We start from the raw sequence: 18381 nt of genomic DNA, 5'->3' as shown, positions 1-18381 counted from the left end.
TTGACACACGACAAAACAAAAGAGGTTGCAAGTCAATACTTACAACCTCTTTTCGTGCCCGGGACTGGATTCGAACCAGCACATCCTTTCGGACGCCGCCACCTGAAGACGGTGCGTCTACCAATTTCGCCACCCGGGCATTTCCTTGGGTGACTTCAAACAACAGAAATTAATAATATCCTGCGTCTACCTCCCGAATTATCGGGATCGCCACCCGGGCAGCCTGTTTTGGGGTGGCAAAGCTAATGAAAATTTGAATACAAAATACAAATTATACCCCCTGAATTTTGGGTTTATTAAAATCTTCATCTGTACCTGCCGGTCTCATCATCAATGCCTGAAACTGCTTCATACTTTTTTCCATCCCTTCAGTACTGCCATCCAGGAAGATCACATTACCCTTACCGTATTCTGCAAAGTTTTTGATCGCCTCCGTCCACATACTAAATAAAATAAAATTAGTATCCAAATTAGCCTGCCTTAACTCCGTAGCCGCAGAAGACATCCCCTTTGCCACTTCCTCGCGAAAAAGCGCAATACCCTGACCTCTTAATTTAGCCGCTTCACGTTCTGCCTCGGCACTGATCTTAATGGCGTTACCCTCCGCCTCCGCCGACTTGGTCTTTGTGATCAATAAAGCCTGGCCCTCATTTTCCGCAGCAGCTTTCAGGTTATTACTGGCCACCACTTTGCTCATCGAGTCAAGGATCATCTTATCAAAAGTAATATCATTGATCTGCAGATCCTGCAGGTGAAAACCCCACTCCTCCAACGTTTGGTCAATTTCAACTTTTACATATTGCACAATTTCTCTGCGGAGACCTAACACTTCTGCCTGCTTTTTAGTTGCCACAAAAGAACGTACATTACCTTCAATGGTTTTAATCAATGCCTGCATCAGGTCGCGATCGCTGATAAATTTAAAAGCTACTTTCTTGATCGTATCCTCGTCTTCATTCTGTACAGCATATAGTAACATCGCCTTAAAATATACATTGGCCTGATCCTGTGTTACTGCCTGAAATTCTAATTCTACAGAGCGGTTTTGTGTAGATACTCTTTTAAAGAGCTGCTCTATTAATGGAATTTTAAAACGCAAACCCGGGCGGGCTATACGCTGGTATTTGCCAAACATGGTAATAACGCCTATATACCCCTGGTTAATCGTAAACAGGCCGCTAAATACAATGATGAGTAAAACAACCACCCACCAGTAACTTAAAAATTCCATAGTGTTTATTTTTTATAAAAATAGAGATAAATAAATGAATCGGGCAATCACCGGTTTACAACCAGCGGCACCAGCAATCCAGCTGATGATACGTTAGCAGTATTTAAACCACCGGCAAAAGCTCGCCCTTTTCTTCCCATACCTGTACCAGGTTAACCAATACTTCAACCGACTTCTGCATATCCTGCACACTTACATATTCCTGTTTGCTATGGAAAGCCATTTCGCCGGTAAAAATATCCGGGCAAGGCAAGCCCATAAATGACAAACGGGATCCGTCAGTACCACCGCGGGCACTATCCTGCCTGAAATCAACCTCACTGCGCTTCATAGCCTCCTTCACATACTCGCCGATCTGGGGATAGTCTTTCAGCACATCTTTCATATTGCGGTACTGCTCCCTGCTTTCAAAAGTATAGGTAGAGCCGTCATACCTGCCGGTAGCTTGTTTGGCAAACTGCTCTAGTCTCTTTTCGTGAAGCTTCAGCATAGAAGTATCGAAATCGCGGATGATAAATTGAACGACTGCTTTCTCTACGGTACCTTCCATTTGCACGGGGTGCACAAAACCTTCCCTTTCTTCAGTATTCTCCGGGCTAAAAGAATCTTTAGGTAACAAATCCAAAAAAGTACCGGCCACCTTCATTGCGTTCACCAGTTTGCCTTTTGCATAACCCGGATGAGCGCTGATCCCAAAAAACGTTACGGTAACGCCATTAGCACTAAAGGTCTCATCGGTGTATGTCCCGCGTTTACCGCCGTCAAGCGTATAGCCAAAATCGGCGCCCAGCTTTTTCAGATCTACTTCCTCTACACCACGCCCCACTTCCTCATCGGGCGTAAACAATATTTTGATATCGCCATGTTTTACTTCAGGATGTGTAACCAGGTAATTAGCCAGGTCCATAATAATGGCCACCCCCGCTTTATCATCAGCTCCTAATAAAGTAGTTCCGGATGCAGTGATGATATCATCGCCGATACGCTTTTTCAGATACGAATGCTGCCTGATAGAGATCACCTGCGACGGATCATCGGGCAACACAATATCTTTCCCGTCAAAGTTTTTATGAACAATGGGCTTAACACCCGTACCGGAACAATCAGGCGCCGTATCAACATGACTGCAAAAGCAAATCACCGGGACTTTTTTATCCGTATTGCCTGGTATGGTCGCATATACATAACCATGCTCATCCAGTTGCGCATCAGCCACGCCCATCTGCTGCAGTTCATTCACCAGAATACGGCTTAAATCCTTTTGTTTTTCTGTTGAAGGAAAGCGGTCGGCATTGGGATCGCTTTGCGTATCTACGGTAACGTATTTCAGAAAACGGCTCGCAACACTAAAGTCATAATCACTGATCATTCAATAATATTTTATCGGTTATGGGTACTTTCCAGGGTCTTTGCAAATTTAAGGGTTGCATGCTAAAGAAACCAATAAATCCAACCATAAAAAAACCCCAAAGTATCGTCAAATATACCTTGGGGATTTTATATATACAATACTACGAATTAGGGAGTTATAATTAAAGGAGCTTTCCCTTCAATGCCTACTAATTCAAGGTCAAAAATCAAATCTTTACCGGCCAACGGATGGTTACCATCGAGTGTCACCGCGTCGTCTTTAATCTCCGTAACTACCACCTGGAACTGCTGGCCACTTGGGTCACTCATCACTAGTGGCATCCCTACCTCCAACTGCATATCTTCAGGAAAACGATCCTTCGGCATATCGATTAACATCTCGTCGTTTTTGGGACCGTATGCTTCTTCCACGGGTATATTAATGGTCTTCTTTTCACCCACCTCCATACCGGTAACACCATCATCAAAACCTTTGATCACCATGCCACTACCTACTTCAAACTCAAGCGGTTCACGACCTTCAGAGCTATCAAATGTTTCACCTGTAGTCAACTTACCGTGATAATGCACTTTTACTTTATCACCTTTTTTTACTTGTTGCATTGTTTTCTTGTTTGTTGTTTATATGTCAGCTTTCAATTATTGGCCGGGGGCGTCACACAGTTGAACAGCAGTGCAATACCCAACACGAAATATATCAAAAGCTGTCTTCTCTGCAATCGAAGGTAGGCCTTTTTAATTTGCCGCCTGTTTTTTATCAAAAAAGCATACGATATTCGCGCCCATGAATGAGGATCAGTACAGAAAATTACGTATCATTTATATGGGTACGCCTGAATTTGCAGTAACCAGCCTGAACGTCCTTGTGGAAGCAGGTTGCAATGTTGTTGCAGTCATTACAGCTCCCGACAAACCTGCGGGCCGGGGTATGGAATTACAGCAAAGCGCGGTGAAAAAATACGCCGTTAGCAAAAACCTGCCCGTTCTTCAGCCAGAAAAGCTAAAAAATCCTGCCTTTTTAGAGAAATTAAAAGCATTAAAGGCCGACCTGCAGATCTGTGTGGCATTTCGCATGTTACCTGAAGCAGTTTGGAATATGCCTCCCATGGGCACCATCAACCTCCATGGCTCCCTGCTACCTCAATACCGCGGCGCCGCGCCTATTAACTGGGCCGTAATCAATGGGGAAAAAGAAACCGGCGTTACCACTTTCAAGCTCCAACACGAAATAGACACCGGCGATATATTATTGCAGGAAAGTTTTCCCATTAAAGAAACAGATACCGCAGGTACCATACACGACCTCATGATGCATGTTGGGGCTGGGCTACTGCTGAAAACGGTTAAAGGCCTGGCGGATGGCAGCCTCCGGGAAATGCCGCAGCTACTGTCCACTGATCAAACGCTGCGCCATGCACCTAAGATCTTTACTGAAACCTGTGAGATTAACACGACACGAAAGACTGAAGAAATATATAATTTGATACGCGGGCTTTCTCCCTACCCTGCTGCCTTTACATTTTTAAAAGAAAAAAAACTAAAAATCTATCGTGCTGAAAAGTTGCCTGTTGTGCCCGGCGTAGCTGCAGGTGAATTTACTACAGACGGGAAAACTTATTTACACCTTGCCTGCTCCGATGGATCGCTGAACCTGCTCGAAATACAACTGGAGGGCAAAAAAAGAATGCTTATAGAAGATTTCTTACGCGGCTACCGGTTCTAACTTAATTTGGTTGGCCTTTTACAGTACTATCTTTTTAAATCTTTTGAAGCCTTTTTTGTAAAAATGGAATCTTACTCCATTTTTACATATTTTTGCAAAAATGGAATCTTACTCCATTTTTACATATTTTTGCAAAAATGGAATTTAATGATTGAAAGAGCAATTTTACAATCAGCTAAAGAATCTCTAAACCAGTTCAGGGCCCTGTGTGTTACCGGACCCAGGCAAAGCGGCAAGACCACATTAAGCCGGCTTTTATGCCCCGACAAAGCTTATTTCAACTTCGAAAGTCCGGCTACCGAACATCAAGTTCTGAAGAATATTGAAAATTTTTTGAACCAAAACAAAAGGGGCGCCATACTTGATGAAGTACAACGCGTACCTGAACTACTTCGCTACCTGCAGACAGTTCTTGATAAAAGCACTAAACGGGGCCAGTTCATTTTAACCGGTTCTAATAATTTCCTGTTACAGGAACAGATATCTCAATCACTTGCCGGTCGCGCGGGCTATATCTCATTGCTGCCCTTAAGCTATGCCGAGTTAAAAGATGCCCAACTGGCCGAAGATAATTTCTTAAAACATATCCTTAACGGCGGATACCCGGAAATATGGCAGGAAAAGCTGAAACCCGAAATATGGATGAATAGCTATATACAAACTTATGTACAGCGCGACGTTCGCCTACTGAAAAACATTAATAACCTGGCGGCCTTTAACCGGTTTTTATTTTTATGTGCTAATTACGCCGGCCAGATATTGAACAGGGAAGAACTGGCTAAACAGGTGGGGGTAGACACCAAAACGATACTGTCCTGGCTCGGCGTGTTGGAAAGCAGTTACGTTATCTTTTTACTGCAACCCTGGTATAATAATTTAAATAAGCGCATATTAAAAAGCCCAAAACTCTACTTTCATGATACGGGATTATTATGCCGTTTACTGGGCATACCCAATATAACCCACCTGAAAAAACACAATGCCTATGGAGCTCTTTTTGAAAATTGGATCATCAGCGAAATAAAGAAGAACAACACTAACCAGGGGCTATCAGGCGAGATGTATTACTTTAGGGATAGTGCGGGAAATGAAATCGACCTGGTATACGAGAAAGATGGTCAGCCGCTGGCTATTGAAATAAAAGCGGCCCACGCAACTAATGCATCTATGTTTTCAGGAATTCGTTACTGGCAGAAAAATAATTTCTACCATAAGCAAAGCATGCTCGTTTACGGCGGTAATAAAACGGAACCGTTAAACGAGCATACCAGTATTATATCCTGGAGAGATATAGGCGATATCTAAACTCCGGTCTTTAGTAGGTCACCGTTACATTAAACTTATCGGTATTACCAATCTGGAGCTTTTGAGCTGCCGCTTCGCTGATCCGTATATCAAATCCCTCGCTGTATTGAATACCTTTCATTTTGCCTAGCACCTTTGCATACACCACTTTGTTATTGGCCGGATTGGTCAGTTTTACCAGGCTACCAGGAGCCGCATTGTCCATTAGCAAATAATATTTCCCATCATTCCAGCCACGATCTGTTTTAAAAATACCCGAAGCAAAGGTTTTTTCATAAGCCAGGTTGGGATTCACCATCTTCAGGTAATCTGCTTTAAAATAACCAGCCTCGTCAGGCGTAGAGGTTTCAGCATCATTGCGGGCTGTTATTTTTTCCGATACCAGGCTTTCGGCTTTTTGATCTTCTTCTCTTTTCCTCGCGTCTGCTACCGCCCTTTCTGCAGCCGCTGCTTCCTCAGCTGCTTTGTTGGCTTCAGCCTGGGATTTCGCCAACGCCTCCGCTTCTACTGCGGCTACCGAAGGCTGTCCATCAAATGACAGGAACCGGGTTGCAACAAAACCAGTTACAGAGCCATCGGCATTGCGCACTTCTGACCACTCGTCATTTACCTTACGAATATAAGTCAACACTTCTTCGGCCTGCGCCATACCTATCACTTCCTGGTCGGTAGCAGGACCTTTACGGATATTGATGCGGGTGCCGTAGGCGGTGGCTGTTTTGGTAGCTGCAACAGCTTTCGCCGGTTCAGCCTTCTTGCCCCCGGCTTGTAAAAACCTCGAAGCAACGAACCCTTCTACCCCATCTTTGGTACGAATAGAAGTCCATTCGCTATTCACATTTTTTAGCACTTCCACTTCTTCATCCTGCTGCGCTACACCCACCACTTCCTGGTCGGTAGCAGCGCCTTTGCGAATATTAATATTTGTCCCGGAAACAGTAGCCTTACCTATTGCCTTAACAACAACAGGCGCTTCTGGTTTAGCAGCTGCTTTTTTATCGCCTGTAACTAAAAACTGGGAAGCCACAAATCCTTCTGTCCCGTCTTTGGTACGAATGGAGGTCCATTCACTATTTACCTTTTTAAGTACATCCACTATTTCATCCTGCTGTGCTACGCCAATCACTTCCTGGTCTGTTGCAGGGCCTTTCCTTATATTGATATTAGTGCCGGAAACCGTCGCAGTGCCTATAGCTTTTGCTGCGGTGCGTGTTGGCTTAGCTTCGGCTTTCCTTTCTATTGTCTCCAAAAACTGGGAAGCCACAAAACCTTCTACACCATCTTTAGTACGAACCCAGGCCCACTCATCATCCACTTTTTTAAGAATATCCAACACCTCATCCTGCCGGGCTGTTCCTACTACCGACTGATCTGTGGCCGGTCCTTTGCGGATATTAATGTTGGTTCCTTTAACCAACGCCTGCCCCATAGCTTTGGTGCCGGTCTTAGCCGTGTTGCCTTTTTGATCTGTTTCTTTTTCAGCAGCCGCTGCAGGAGCTGCTCCATCAAAATATCCTACAATAATACTTTTTTCCCTGCCAATCGCATCCCCGCTAATTTTATTCCAGCTTTTCAGATCCTTTACGGATACCTTATTGAAACGGCTGCTGATGCTTGTTAATGTTTCTTTGGCAGACACTTCATAATACACGGGCGTCTTACCTTTTCTCTTAGAAAGATTTTCGGCAGTTAAAGGAATTTTTATTTTCTGTCCAATCGACAACCCTTTGTCTTTATCAAAACCGTTCGCTGCTGCTATATCAGCTACTTTTACACCATACGCCCGGCTGATCGAATACAATCCCTCCTTAGGCTGCACCTGATGCACCAGCACAGCACCTTTACCTGATTTTTCCGCGACCAGTCTGCCGCTTTGAGCCATTACCCATCCAGACGTTATAACAAAACCTACCAATAAAAAATACTTCTTCATATCTAAATTGATCCTTTAAATGCTTCGCGAATTTACAATAAAGATAAATGGCAAATACAGGCTATTTATTAAATATGTCTCAAAATTAAGAAATCGGGCCTTCCAGGGCTTTGAAAACGAGTTCCTTAAAGTTCCTGCCAATGGGAATAGAACCGGCCTCAACCTCTATCTCGGTGGCCGTATACGCCCTAACACGGGCTTTGGATACGATAAAAGAACGATGTACCCTTATAAAATCTACTGGGCCGAGCAGTGCTTCGAAATCTGAAAGCTGATACTTCACCAGGTAGGCCTGCTTATCTGCTACAATCCTGATATACTCACGCTGGCTTTCTATATAAATAACTTCATCCCGGTGACTCCGGATATTTTTTTATTGATATTTACGAAAATCTGTTTTTGCAAAGGCCGCTCTTTTTCGCCTGTATTAGCCGCAACAGGTCTGAGTACCGGCATAGCCAGTTTATGAACCGCCGCCAGAAAGCGATTAAACTGGATTGACTTCAGCATGTAATCAACCACATTTAAATCATATCCTTCCAGTGCATACTCCCGGTAAGCTGTTGTTAGAATTACCTGCGGGCGTTTTCTCAGAGGGTGGTTTCAACTATCCGCTCTTTTTTTGCGATCTTTAGAAAGCTATTTTCATCTTAAAACTGATTGTATGCCGGTAAACACCCTTCTCCTTCGGATAGCTTTAAGTATTATTTTATTGATGCACAGCATTCCGGGTATTATAAATCATTCTATTTCAGACTTTGGCGCCTACCTCGATCAATTGGGTTTAGCTCCGTTGGTTTATTCACAGCCTGGTCTATTAAGCTCTCCCATATCGCAGCAGCCGCTTGTTTCGTTATTAACAAATGGGTAAAGCCCGCCTGCATTATAACGATCATGATATTAATTGTCTGCGTTTTTGTGGTTCATTTGCTCAACGGCTGGTTTGTAGTAGGTGGGGGAAACAATGGTATTGAGTTTAATTTCCTGTTGATAGTGGTATTGATTACTATTCTCTTCCCTGCCGGGAGGATTTCTTTCCACCCAATAAATTGATTTACTGAGTATTACCCCGCAACAAGGGTTCGTTTCAACAATTTGCATCAGGGGATGTTATATACGGGGCAGTTTAATTCAAATCACTACCTTTGCGCCGCTATGCAAATAGAAGTTTTAAAATCCAAGATCCACCGCGTTACCCTCACTGAGGCGAACCTGGATTATATGGGCAGCATCACCATTGATGAGGACCTGATGGACGCTGCAGGTTTAATTGAGAATGAAAAAGTTCAGGTGGTAAACGTCAACAATGGCGAGCGCCTGGAAACCTATGTAATTCGTGGTAAACGGGCAAGCGGAACGATTTGCCTGAACGGCCCTGCAGCCCGTAAGGGAATGGCCGGCGATATCATCGTGATCATAGCTTATGCGATCATGGATTTTGAAGAGGCGAAATCGCATCAGCCTAAAGTTATATTCCCTAAGTCGGGCAATAAGTTATAACCTCAGCATTTCTTGAATGGCCAAAAAAATAACTACCTTATCTCAATATGCATTCTTTTTGGGATTGGGCGTGTTTTTAATTTGGTGGTCCTTAAAAGATTTAACTACGGAAGACAGGCTGCAGATCACCCATGCGCTGGAAAAAGGCCGCTATTGGCTGATTATACCGGGCATCCTGATCAACGTGCTCAGCCATTGGTTAAGGGCCCTGCGCTGGCGGCTGATCATTCAGCCCCTGGGCTATTCTCCTACCAGGATCAATACTTTTTTTGCAGTAATGATCGGCTACCTGGCTAACCAGGCAGTGCCCCGCCTGGGCGAAGTATTGCGCTGCAGCACTTTGACCCGTTACGAAAAAATCCCGCTGGACAAACTGGTGGGTACCGTTATATTGGAAAGGCTGGTAGACACAGTCTCCCTCCTGGCCGTTTTTTTACTGGCATTGGCTATACAGCCCGATCTCTATCAAAATATCCTTACTACATTCTTTCCCGCGAAAGAGGGAGCTGGCAGCGGAAATTTATTGTTCTACATCGGCCTGGCATTGCTGGTGGTAATGGTATTAACCTTCCTGTGGATGCTGATCACCAAAAGGAAGTTCTCCGACCTCATGGCCATTTTCAGAAAAATCAGCTTGCATATCTGGCAGGGATTTATCTCGATACGCGCATTAAAGAAACGTTGGGCCTTTGTATTTTTAAGTATCTCCATATGGGTATTATATGCAGCCAGTGTGTACATTGGCTTTTTAATGCTGGAAGAGACCATGCACTATGGTCTCAAAGAAGCACTGACTGTTTTATGCGCGGGCACGCTTGCTATGGCGGCCACACCCGGCGGTATCGGAGCCTATGCTTTCCTGGTACAAAAAACCATGACTATCTACCAGTTAAGTACGGGCCTGGGCCTGGCTCTGGGCTGGCTGCTGTGGTTATTACAGGTTGTAGTGGTGCTGGCAGTGGGAGGATTAAGTTTGGTGGGGTTACCGTTATATAATAAAAACAGGCAAAAGCTGTCATAATAACCCCGCACTTCCGGATTACTACACATTGCTACCCATGATCATTGCTGATGAAATAAGACCTGGGTATTACCTATCCAGAAATAGTCCCCTTCTTTCAGATATACTTTAATATGGGGATCCAACCTGTGTGTGTTGCGCTCCGTGTTATAAAAAGTGCCGTTTTTGCTCGGTCCTGCATCGCCCAGCTGGTAAATGACCCTACCATCAGAGAGCTGTCTTCTGATGATCTGGCAGTGATTTTTTGAAATAAACTTATCCCCGGTTTTTATGGCAAAATCAGCTACTTGCTCAGAACCTCCGTCGTTCCAGCGCCCCACTATGGTATTGTCTTTTATTAAAGCGTAACGTTGTGGCCTGGTAAGAAAGTTAGGCACCACTTCCAGGTAAGCTCCCTCAGTTGAAATTAAAGTATTAGCAGCAAGAGGATCGATATCAATTACTTCTGCCTCCGGCTCTTTTGCCTGCGGGACCTCTACTTTACCCTCAATGCCATCATAATAAAACTGGCTTAATTCACGGCCCGTTTTAAAACGATCCTGAGGTAATTTTTCCAGGCATTTCTTCACCAGCATTTCCAACCATTCGGGGATATCGCATTCGGCTTCCACATTATTTTCGCTCAGGATAGCAATCCTGCTTTTGCACATATCGGGTATAGCAGAGCTCCGGTGCTTTTCCTCCAGTTGAATCATATCACCGGCTACCTTATAATCTTTTACGGGAAAAGGAACCACACCTGTTAATGCTTCGTAAAGTACGATACCAAAACTATAGATATCTGAAGGCGCGTCGACCATGGCGCCACTCCACTTTTCAGGTGACTTATACTCAGCCATGCCCTCTTCCTTCTTACTATGCCTTACCGCATTGGGGTCAGTAAAAGAAAGTCCAAAATCGATGAGTACATAACGATAAGTACCATCTCCGTTACGTGTACGGATTATATTTTTAGGATTGATATCATTATGAATTACGGCATTTCTCTTGAGTAATGCCGACTCTGTATGCTGTACCGTATTGCCAGGCAGGTAATAGTGATGACAGTAGTTTAGCGCGCCGGCTATCTGCTCTGTCAGGTCCAGCACATCATTAATCGAAAAATATTTCTCTTTTTTAAGGATCGTCTCCAACGTTTCGCCGTCAACAAATTCCATTTCAAGGGAAGGTTTATGATCCAGTATATGCTCTTCGTAAACTTTTACAATATTGGGATGATCCAACTTTTTTAAAATATCCACTTCTTCCTTGAAATCCCGGTATTCTTTCTCGGTTTCGTTTTCAATAGTCAGGTCTAGCTGTTTCAGGGCCACAATATCGCCATCTGCTTTTCTACGTGCTTTAAACACCGCAGAAAAGCCACCATGCCCTAAAACTTTTAATATATCGTATGATGTAGATAATTCGGTCATAACACGCTTACTTAGCATTGAGCTTTAAAATTAATTCATTCATTGCCACAAAAGTTATCATCATTTTCAACCATCGCAACCTTTCGACTCCACTTCCTTCCCCCTCAAGGTGACGATTCTGTTGTCACTATACATTATTTTCATATAATTCGAAACGCTATGGTCATTTTTGCTAAAGAGACCTTTCGACTTCGCTACATTCTCTGGCGGAGTCTCCAAAGGAGTTTTTCACAACTTAAGCCAGGTTGACGAACTGTTGGTCTCCATCTCCACTCTACTATCCTTCCAATAAGTAAAACTCCAGTACCACTTTATCATTGAAACAAATGGAATCACCATCTTTTAAAACATGTGGTACTGCAGACTGGTTCAGGCTCACTCCCAAAAAATCATTCCTGCCCGCATTGTATATTTTAATTTTATGCGACGGATTATTCAGGAATTTGGAACGGTAGATCTTAAAAGCTCCCAGTTCTTTATCAAAAACGATCTGCGCATGGGCCCGGCTGATATAGTTGTTGATCTGATACTGTTCTTCATCTTTTTCTTCTCTGCCTATGAAAGCTATGTCGTTATGAATCTTCGGACCGTTATCTATCTTGGGGTTTTTACACCTGCCGATGAAATAAGTCTTACCCGATGGTTCCAGCAGGTACTCCGGCTCCCAGGTAATACCTTCGGTAGCGATAACCCTCGCCTTTATTTTACGCAGTGATTCTCCCGGTATCAATACCTCTACGCCCACCCCGTCAATGATAGGCGTAACCTTATCCGTTAAAGCAGAATTATTCAATACCTCAATGGACAAATTATCTTTATAAGCTATATTTCTTGATTTTAAAGTACGCTTGATCTGCTTAACAAAATCGGCATCTTTAGTAAGCGCACTTACCGCTACATTCTCAATGGCGTTATCGGCAAACCGGGAATGAAAAGCAAAGCCAGATACCGTACTCTTTCCATAGCCCATCATTTTAATGGCCCGGTTGATGGCGCCAATTGTCACCTCTTTCAGTTCTTCCACGTTATCTAATGATGCGGTACGGCCGGTCTGTGCACCCACCGCTACATTATTTTCTTCGGATTGCCGGGGAAGAGCCGGTTCCTCATCCGCATTCAATTTATCCGATAGTTGTTGTAGCTTTTTTTTAAACCAGTTGCTCATGATGTCAAGTTTATAAATTGAAAACCTGCCTGTCGGCAGACAGGGTTTACAAGTTGAAAAGTCAGGCGCATCATATTCATCCCTTTATGCTATCAACATATCAACCTGTAAACCGATCTAAAAATATCCGGCAGCCTTTAATTGTTTCAGCATGTCAATTGCCAATTGTTTGGCGTGCTCCGAGTTACCTATTTCTTCTATACGGATGGCAAAAGCTACAGGAGCGCCCAATTTTGGAGACGGAACATAAAAAGTATACCATGCATCCGTAATTCTTTTTCGGATGGTCTGGTCTTTTACCCTAATTAACTTATCCCTCTCCGGACTGCCCGTTTTACCATATACTTCCAAACCCGTTGCTGCCGCTATTTTAGCGGATTGTTCTTTCAGGAACCCGGAAATGATGCCGGCTGTACCTGCATTTTTGGCCAAGGCCACTGCCGGCTCCAGTTGCAAGGGCTTGTTCCATGCTTTATATAAAAACCGGGAAGGTTGTAAAGAATCTTTATTCGCAATTCCACCACTCATTTTTGCCAGGTGCAAAGGAGTAGCCATCAACTCACCCTGGCCCCAGGCAATATTGGAGTAATTGGATTGAAAGCGTTTACGCGTATGCATCAAACGCGCGCTTTTAGTGTTATAAATACCGCGCCCCTTATCCAAAAAATCATCCCAGGCTTTAAAACTAGCTTCCCTATTATAATCCAGCGGTTTACTAAAATTAAATCCACCCCGGTTAATAATATTCATGCCTAATATATCATACATTTCAAAGAGCGAAGGCTGCAGTTTTTTTTCATTAGCCAGCTTAATGAAATATACATTACTGGAGCGAACGATCGCTTTGCGCATATCAACATTTTCATTGGAAGGTTCGTCCGCACGGATCACTTCTGCCGGATAAACAAAGAAGCTAAAGTTAGCCGCTCCTAATCCATACTGGTTGAAAGCTGCGTAAGCATCAACGATCTTTACGGTTGATCCAGGCCGGGACGTATAAGTAATACCCAGATCCTGTGGCACTACCGTCCTGTCGTTGAATATCTGCTTGTAAATATTACGGTAATCGTCGGGCTCTATATTGCTGATCAGTTTCTGATCTTTATAGGATGGCGAAGGGTTGGAAGCAGAAGATAACACATCGCCTGTTTTTGAGTTGATGGCTACGACTGAAGTTCTGAAATTCTTATAGGGAGCCTGACTTTGGATAATAGCATTGATCTTCTCATTCATCAATACATCTATCGAAAGCCATATATCTTTTTGTTTATTATTTTGTGCTGCTATTAAGGCGCTCTCTTTGCCTGCTTTTATAAAAGGAGCCAAAGCGCGGTAATCATAAAGCGCCAGCTCATTGTCGGCAGTAGTCTCAGGTAAAAACTTGTTCTCCTTATACCGGTTGGTGGTACGTGCTACAGTAGTATAACGAACTTCAAAACCCCTTAATGCTGTAAAATGCCTGAACTCAGCTGCATATCCCGCACTTTCTTCACGGGCTATCTCTTTGTTGTAATCACCCAGCCAGAACAGGAGATCGGAGCCAAATGGATAGTAACGATCCTGCTCCCTTGATAACTGCTCATTGTATAACGAAGTATTGGCGCCCAGATTGACCAATTTGGTTTTATTCTTTTGAAAAGTGCTTTTGGCGGATGTAGCCAGCAACACGCCGTTCTTATCAAATATATCCCCCGCTTTTATTTCCCTGAGCATTAAGCCAATCCGGGGATTATAACTATACTGCCAGGCCCCTTGCCGGTTCAGCACCAAGGCAGGTTTTACTATATATTCATTAGATTTAGCCTGGTACCAGATCAGGCTGCCGGTAAAGATCAATACTACTGTAAAGAAGGTAAGAATAGCATAGGCGTTTACATTATCAAAATGTTTTTTTACGTATTCCATTTCTATTGCATCACCTTTCTCGTTTGACATGATCAATACCAAAAGAAAGGCTATTAATGTTACTATTACACCAGCATTCCCTTTACTTAAAAACGGAACGGAAATTCCGGTTAGCGGTAATAAACCTAAAGTTCCGGCTGCAATCAGCATAAACTGTAGCATGGTTGCCATAGCAATACCCGACATCATATAAAACATAAAAGGTTTACCCGTTCTCCTTGCCGCGAGTATGCACCGGTACATCAGTAATCCTAACGCAAAAAACAATGCTATTAAAGTGATCGTTCCCAACTCTTCACCAATGCTTTGCAGGATCATATCGGTATGATGCGCCGGCATCACATTAGAAAAACCTTTTCCCAGTCCCTGCCCCGTTATCCCCCCCGTATTTAACGACCATACACCCTGTGCCACCTGGTCGCCGCCCACCAGTTGATTTTCCCATATATTGGCAAACATGCCATTTCTATCGGCCAGTCTTTGTGTAAATTTAAAGGGTAAGGTAGCGAGTAAGATAAATGATGACATGATCAATACCATGAAGAATACCGATTCATGCTTCTTTTTAATAAAAGCATAGGCTAAAGTTCCTCCGCATGCCAGTAATGCCAGCCAGGGCAGATAATTATGTTCAGGAGTATTCAGGAATTTACCGGTGAAAATTAACAATACGCCAAATAAAGCCGCTGTGACCATCATTTCAAAGAACTCATTTTTGGCAAAAGAGTAAAAGAATAAAAAGGTAAGACATAAAACCACCGCCGGCCCCAAATCACCCAGTACCGCGTAAATAGCCAGTAAAAACAAGAAGAGGCCCAACATCAACAGGTTATTCTTCGTTAACCATCTATTATCCGGTATATTTCTGAAATACCCGGCGTTGACTGTAAAGTAAGCAGCGAAGAATACCACCATGAAGTACTTAGACAGTTCACTTACCTGGAACCCGAAAAGGTTCACTTTCACGCCACTTCCCTCTGGTCCGGTGCCGAACATAGCCAGTAAAAGCATTAAACCAATGGATAGCAGTAACCATGTAAAACCCCGGGGATCCTTTAACTTATTGGTAAAAGGAAACCAGTTATAAACCGGGTCAAACCATTTGGAATGGTAGAACCGGTTAACTGGGTTGGACTTAAATACAAATGCCAATACAGCAAACAGCAATAACACCAGGGCAATGTATTTAGCCATCCCTGTACCATATACTTCATCCCGCAAAGGATCCTGTACGCTATAAAGCACCATGATGCCAATACCGGTAATAAACATGATCAGGGGTAGTATAAACTGATCACTGCGGTAATTCTTCAGGTATAACGCTGTATGAAGTACCCAGAAACCTAATACAAATAAAATCACATAAGTAAAGAACTCTTTCTGAAACGTCTCCGGCGTTCTTACGGTAAGTACTTTGTCATTTTTTATCTGCCGGTACTCTACTTTATCCAAAAGCCTGAGCTGATGCGGCTTCCCCGTAAAATCATAGATCCGGTCTGAACCAATTTCCGCAGTTCCTTTTGCAGGCCCGAAATTAAAGCCCGGCTTTATAGCAGTTACGCTGTAATTTCCGTCGGGATCCAGGTTGGTAAATTCATAGTCCCCGTCGCCATCAGTGCGCGCGTAAAACTCTGTTGGTATAGAGGAGGCGTCTCCGGGCAAAGTATCAAAATAGGCTTCCGGGTAAATACGGGTAAGCCTTACCAATACCCCACCCACCCTTGTATCTTCTTTTACATTTAATTGAATGGTGCCGCCTATGGATACACCGGTTTCAGTGACACCGGCTTTAACTTGAGAAGGGTATTTTTGAGGAGCTGTTTTCTCCTGCTCATACAATGCTGAGTCTACACCCAAATTTGCCAATGAATTAATAAACCTGAGCTTACCCGATTCGCTTCCGCTTTGTAAAAATGAAGCAGCATCCTGTAACATAGGGACTTTATTCAAGGCGCCCAGGTTAGGCAGATGCTGCTGTTCATCAACTTTTTGTTTCAGATTACCGGCTATAAAATTGATATAGCGCGCATCAGTAAAATAACCTCCTTTTGTAAATATTCTTTTCAGTTTTTCTACTTCTAGTGGCGCTGTTATATTAATAACGGTGCCGTTGACATATCCCTGCTCCGCCTGCTGCAACTCTTTTTTGATATGGTTATAATAACTAAACGCCATCACTGCCATTATCAGCGTTACAAAAGCCAATAATAAACGCTCTATATTACGGGCGTATAATTCAATCTTTTGTTTTTTCTTCATAATGATCTTAATAGCCGGTTGTATTACGGTTTCGGGCAGTATCGCTGAAAATGGTATCTGTGGCCTGTATCAATGTATCGGCTCTTCGCAAACTATCATAATAAGGTATCGTGTCTTTTATGAAAACCGTGTCAACCCGGTCTGCGCTTGCGGGCTGGAGGATTTTTTTTGTTCCGGCCCAATTGGCCAGGAATCCCGCCAGGAACGCTACCGGGAGTAACCACAACCACTGTTTTTTTTTACGTGCAGGCTTTTTATCCATAATAGTTAAAAGGTCTTCTTCTTCGCTAATGGGCACTTCTATAGTATTCTTATAAGCACGTTTCTTTGCGGGGGCTTTTGCTGCGTAACCTGCTATCGCAATTGTTATATTATCCTTGCCCCCCAACTCATTAGCGGCATCAATTAATTGTTGTGCTTTTGCCTTTAAGCTTACGTTGCCTGAAAGTATATGAATCATACCTCGCCTGTTCACCAGGTCGGTAAGGCCATCACTGCAAAACAATACGATATCACCCGGTAAAAAGCTATGTTCGAAAAAATCAAAATAGCCTTCGGTGTCGTTGGCGTCGATCATATACTCCCCCAACATCTTACTGATCTCATTACGCTGGGGATGTAGCATAGCCTCCTCTTCTGTAAGAAAGCCCTTGTCTTCTTTAAAACCTACCGTTGAATGATCCTGGGTTATTTTAATCAGCTCGCCGTTCCTGAAAACATAGCCCCTGCTATCTCCTACATGGGCTACATACATCAGCTCTTTCTCAGCATCCAATATCGCCATAGATGCCACACAGCTCATTCTTTGTAAATTAGCCTCTGCGCGGCGCGTATGAATAGCATTGTTGGCATTAATAAACGCTTCTTTCAATAACTGTAGCGGAGCGCCAAAACTAAAGTTCTGCAAATAGTTTTCGATAGTGTTTTTGGTCATTGCAGAAGCTTCCTCTCCTCCCTCATAACCGCCAACGCCGTCGATAGCGCCTACTAATGCAATAGAAGACTTTCCCCATAATTCGGATAGCCATACGAAATTATCTTCGTTATTATCGCGCCGGCGGCCAATATCCGTTTGCACATATGATACAATAGCTCTGCTCATTTCTTTGTTTTTGTTTGCAGGTAAAACACTAATACTATAAATACGATCAGTAGAATAGGCACCATAAAAAGTTGACAGGTTACAGATGACAGGTTTTAGATGGCAGTTTTACTTTAAAGAAGACCTTTCATAATACGTAATCAACCCATTTAATATTTTCAAACACTCACCAATACTTGAAACAAAAGGCTCAAATAACTCTTCAGAGATAATATCAACCATAACTGCAATATTTAATAATGTTTCCAATTCAATAATTCCTGCCGGAACCTTCGGCTATATTAGCGGGAACAGATACAGCAGCCCTTTTTGTTTGACTCGTTAATGCATACAACTCTTCTTTGGGATACGTTTTTGTAAGTAAGTAGATCTCCCTTACAAGTTCCATGGATTTCTTCCATACCTCCAGATTTTTGTAATTTGTCATAATACGTGTTTTATTAATAGATTAAAC

At 43.2% G+C, this 18381-nt stretch carries 16 protein-coding genes and 1 tRNA gene; 4 read left to right on the top strand and 13 right to left on the bottom strand.

The annotated features are described in order from the left end of the window. Nucleotides 1–55: 55 nt before the first annotated feature. The 4 genes from U0035_RS00740 to U0035_RS00725 all read right to left on the bottom strand — a co-directional run bounded on the left by U0035_RS00740 (nt 56) and on the right by U0035_RS00725 (nt 3205). A tRNA-Leu gene (locus tag U0035_RS00740) sits at nt 56–139 on the bottom strand. A gap of 132 nt (nt 140–271) precedes the next feature. After that, entirely contained in the window at nt 272–1231 is a 960-nt protein-coding gene (locus tag U0035_RS00735; protein WP_114791400.1) for an SPFH domain-containing protein, read from the bottom strand. A gap of 103 nt (nt 1232–1334) precedes the next feature. Continuing rightward, nucleotides 1335–2600 carry a peptidase T gene (gene pepT, locus U0035_RS00730; protein ID WP_114791399.1) on the bottom strand — a complete coding sequence of 422 codons (1266 nt, stop codon included), beginning with the start codon at nt 2598–2600 and terminating at the stop codon, nt 1335–1337. Nucleotides 2601–2749: 149 nt separating this feature from the next. Beyond that, nucleotides 2750–3205, bottom strand: a complete 456-nt coding sequence (locus U0035_RS00725; protein ID WP_114791398.1) for an FKBP-type peptidyl-prolyl cis-trans isomerase — start codon at nt 3203–3205, stop codon at nt 2750–2752. 181 nt (nt 3206–3386) lie between these two features. Between U0035_RS00725 and fmt the strand changes: the two genes are divergently transcribed. Further along, nucleotides 3387–4325, top strand: a complete 939-nt coding sequence (gene fmt / locus U0035_RS00720) for a methionyl-tRNA formyltransferase (RefSeq protein ID WP_245957746.1) — start codon at nt 3387–3389, stop codon at nt 4323–4325. Nucleotides 4326–4472: 147 nt separating this feature from the next. Further along, a complete protein-coding gene (locus U0035_RS00715; RefSeq protein WP_162817902.1) occupies nt 4473–5630 on the top strand; it encodes an ATP-binding protein in 1158 nt (385 codons plus the stop codon). Between the two features lie 10 nt (nt 5631–5640). Here the strand turns inward: U0035_RS00715 and U0035_RS00710 are convergent, their stop codons facing one another. The 4 genes from U0035_RS00710 to U0035_RS00695 form a co-directional block, all read right to left on the bottom strand. After that, the gene (locus U0035_RS00710) at nt 5641–7563 is read right to left on the bottom strand and encodes an SH3 domain-containing protein (RefSeq protein ID WP_114791396.1); all 1923 of its coding nucleotides are present in this window, start codon (nt 7561–7563) and stop codon (nt 5641–5643) included. Nucleotides 7564–7648: 85 nt separating this feature from the next. After that, nucleotides 7649–7873, bottom strand: coding sequence for a LytTR family transcriptional regulator DNA-binding domain-containing protein (locus tag U0035_RS22890; RefSeq protein WP_394365427.1), 225 nt, complete (start codon nt 7871–7873; stop codon nt 7649–7651). Nucleotides 7874–7896: 23 nt separating this feature from the next. Then, nucleotides 7897–8073 carry a hypothetical protein gene (locus U0035_RS00700; protein WP_162817901.1) on the bottom strand — a complete coding sequence of 59 codons (177 nt, stop codon included), beginning with the start codon at nt 8071–8073 and terminating at the stop codon, nt 7897–7899. Nucleotides 8074–8463: 390 nt separating this feature from the next. Then, a complete protein-coding gene (locus U0035_RS00695) occupies nt 8464–8664 on the bottom strand; it encodes a hypothetical protein (protein ID WP_162817900.1) in 201 nt (66 codons plus the stop codon). A 54-nt stretch (nt 8665–8718) separates the two neighbouring features. Between U0035_RS00695 and panD the strand changes: the two genes are divergently transcribed. Continuing rightward, nucleotides 8719–9063, top strand: coding sequence for an aspartate 1-decarboxylase (gene panD, locus U0035_RS00690; RefSeq protein WP_114791479.1), 345 nt, complete (start codon nt 8719–8721; stop codon nt 9061–9063). A 16-nt stretch (nt 9064–9079) separates the two neighbouring features. Beyond that, the gene (locus tag U0035_RS00685; protein WP_114791394.1) at nt 9080–10084 is read left to right on the top strand and encodes a lysylphosphatidylglycerol synthase transmembrane domain-containing protein; all 1005 of its coding nucleotides are present in this window, start codon (nt 9080–9082) and stop codon (nt 10082–10084) included. Between the two features lie 41 nt (nt 10085–10125). On the opposite strand, the gene U0035_RS00680 is transcribed toward U0035_RS00685, so the two are convergent. The 5 genes from U0035_RS00680 to U0035_RS00660 form a co-directional block, all read right to left on the bottom strand. After that, nucleotides 10126–11496 carry an FHA domain-containing serine/threonine-protein kinase gene (locus tag U0035_RS00680; protein WP_162817899.1) on the bottom strand — a complete coding sequence of 457 codons (1371 nt, stop codon included), beginning with the start codon at nt 11494–11496 and terminating at the stop codon, nt 10126–10128. Nucleotides 11497–11773: 277 nt separating this feature from the next. Further along, entirely contained in the window at nt 11774–12661 is an 888-nt protein-coding gene (locus U0035_RS00675; RefSeq protein ID WP_245957744.1) for a hypothetical protein, read from the bottom strand. Nucleotides 12662–12778: 117 nt separating this feature from the next. Further along, on the bottom strand, nt 12779–16825 hold the full coding sequence (locus U0035_RS00670; RefSeq protein ID WP_114791392.1) for an FtsW/RodA/SpoVE family cell cycle protein: 4047 nt from the start codon (nt 16823–16825) through the stop codon (nt 12779–12781). A gap of 7 nt (nt 16826–16832) precedes the next feature. Then, on the bottom strand, nt 16833–17927 hold the full coding sequence (locus U0035_RS00665; protein ID WP_114791391.1) for a protein phosphatase 2C domain-containing protein: 1095 nt from the start codon (nt 17925–17927) through the stop codon (nt 16833–16835). A gap of 250 nt (nt 17928–18177) precedes the next feature. Then, on the bottom strand, nt 18178–18354 hold the full coding sequence (locus tag U0035_RS00660) for a four helix bundle protein (protein WP_114791390.1): 177 nt from the start codon (nt 18352–18354) through the stop codon (nt 18178–18180). Nucleotides 18355–18381: the final 27 nt, after the last annotated feature.

Origin of the sequence: Niabella yanshanensis (assembly GCF_034424215.1) — a bacterium.
In the GTDB taxonomy this organism is placed as follows: Bacteria; Bacteroidota; Bacteroidia; order Chitinophagales; family Chitinophagaceae; genus Niabella; species Niabella yanshanensis.
This window is presented reverse-complemented; position numbering and strand designations above follow the sequence as displayed.